This is a genomic window from Ruegeria sp. CF3, from assembly GCF_056537365.1.
In genome coordinates, this window is record NZ_JBQFRK010000013.1 from 1 (window position 1) to 2,500 (window position 2,500).

Below are 2,500 nucleotides of genomic sequence, written 5' to 3' on the forward strand. Positions count from 1 at the left end.
TGGTTGCGGGAGCAGGATTTGAACCTGCGACCTTCAGGTTATGAGCCTGACGAGCTACCGGGCTGCTCCATCCCGCGACACTTTAAGTGACCTATCGCTTACGCTACTTGAGGTCTTGTGTTGGTCTAGCGCCTATTCGGCTACTTGAGACCGGGTAGTGTTCTTTTCATCGTGTTAGAGAGACTGTGGGCTTTTACTAGGTTTGGCGGTGACCTACTCTCCCGGGGCTTAAGCCCAAGTACCATTGGCGCGGCAGTGCTTAACTTCCGGGTTCGGGATGGGACCGGGTGTTTCACTTGCGCTATGACCACCAAACCGAGGAAAAGCCCGTGTCGACTTTCCTGCGCTGCAGGAAAGCGACGAGGTGGCAGGCAGCGTCTTTTGCTTGCAAAAGGCGCGTTGCCACTCGGTTATAGTATCAACCAACATCGCGGCTTGGCGCTGCGACGTTATCCAACTCAAGGTCAGTGTATGCTTTTGGTGATTTGTCTTTCCATTACTGGATCAAATCAAGCCTATCGGGCGATTAGTACCGGTCAACTGAACGCATTACTGCGCTTACATCTCCGGCCTATTGACGTGGTGGTCTTCCACGGCCCTCAGGGAGACCTTGTTTTGAGGGGGGCTTCCCGCTTAGATGCCTTCAGCGGTTATCCTGTCCGATCATAGCTACCCAGCACTGCCGTTGGCACGACAACTGGTCCACCAGTGGATCGTTCACCCCGGTCCTCTCGTACTAGGGGCAACTCCTCTCAAGTCTCCTACACCCACGGCAGATAGGGACCGAACTGTCTCACGACGTTCTAAACCCAGCTCACGTACCTCTTTAAACGGCGAACAGCCGTACCCTTGGGACCTGCTCCAGCCCCAGGATGAGATGAGCCGACATCGAGGTGCCAAACACTGCCGTCGATATGGACTCTTGGGCAGTATCAGCCTGTTATCCCCGGCGTACCTTTTATCCGTTGAGCGATGGCCCTTCCACTCGGGACCACCGGATCACTATGGCCGTCTTTCGACTCTGCTCGACTTGTCAGTCTTGCAGTCAGGCTGGCTTCTGCCATTGCACTCAACGAGCGATTTCCGACCGCTCTGAGCCAACCTTCGCGCGCCTCCGTTACGCTTTAGGAGGCGACCGCCCCAGTCAAACTACCCGCCACGCAGGGTCCCGGATCCGGATAACGGACCGCGGTTAGACATCAAGAGTGCGAAGGGTGGTATCTCAAGGGAGGCTCCACGGATACTTGCGTTTCCGCTTCAAAGCCTACCACCTATCCTGCACATCACAATCCTGATGCCAGTGCGAAGCTGTAGTAAAGGTGCACGGGGTCTTTCCGTCTAACCGCGGGAAGCCTGCATCTTGACAGGCAATTCAATTTCGCTGAGTCGATGTTGGAGACAGCGGGGAAGTCGTTACGCCATTCGTGCAGGTCGGAACTTACCCGACAAGGAATTTCGCTACCTTAGGACCGTTATAGTTACGGCCGCCGTTTACCTGGGCTTCAATTCAAGGCTCTCACCTCTCCTTTTAACCTTCAGGCACCGGGCAGGCGTCAGACCCTATACGTCGTCTTGCGACTTCGCAGAGCCCTGTGTTTTTAATAAACAGTCGCCACCCCCTGGTTTGTGCCCCCAGCCCCTAGTTGCCTAGGAACCGGGCCTCCTTCTCGCGAACTTACGGAGGTATTTTGCCGAGTTCCTTCAACATCGTTCTCTCAAGCGCCTTGGTATGCTCTACCAGTCCACCTGTGTCGGTTTAGGGTACGGTCTGATGGAGGGCTATTTCCAGGAACCACTCAGCAGCCCAATCAATCCGATAAGATTGAACTACACCTGTGATCCGTCACATCCTCCTGGCCTAGGAATATTAACCTAGTTCCCATCGCCTACGCCTTTCGGCCTCGGCTTAGGGGCCGGCTTACCCTGCTCAGATTAGCTTTAAGCAGGAACCCTTGGACTTTCGGCGAGAGTGTCTCTCACACTCTTTGTCGCTACTCATGTCATCATTCTCACTAGTGATCTCTCCACCGGATGGCTCACGCCCCGGCTTCATCGAAAGCCTCTCTCCTCCAATCTGCCCGAAGGCATGAAGGAGGAATGAGACTATGTCACACTACGCTCTGCTACCGATGCTTACGCATCCCTAGACTTCGGCTCATGGCTTGAGCCCCGTTACATCTTCGCCGCAGGACAACTTATTTAGACCAGTGAGCTGTTACGCTATCTTTAAAGGATGGCTGCTTCTAAGCCAACCTCCTGGTTGTTTTGGTCGTCCCACCTGCTTTCCCACTTAGCCATGAATTGGGGGCCTTAGTCGTAGGTCAGGGTTGTTTCCCTCTCCACTACGGACGTTAGCATCCGCAGTGTGTCTGCCATCTAGTACTCCCGGGTATTCGGAGTTTGGTTAGGATCAGTAAGCCTGTGGGGCCCCATTACCCATCCAGTGCTCTACCCCCCGGGGTATTCGGATGACGCTCTACCTAAATAGATTTCGCAGAGA

The 2,500-nt window shown here is 54.6% G+C and carries 1 tRNA gene and 2 rRNA genes (1 of these 3 cut by a window edge); all 3 read right to left on the reverse strand.

Going from position 1 to position 2,500, the window contains the following annotated elements:
• Positions 1-77, reverse strand: a tRNA-Met gene (locus ACR0KC_RS22180).
• A 123-nt stretch (positions 78-200) separates the two neighbouring features.
• Positions 201-315 (reverse strand): 5S ribosomal RNA (gene rrf / locus ACR0KC_RS22185).
• Positions 316-505: 190 nt separating this feature from the next.
• Positions 506-2,500 (reverse strand): 23S ribosomal RNA (locus tag ACR0KC_RS22190) (it continues 832 nt past the right edge of the window).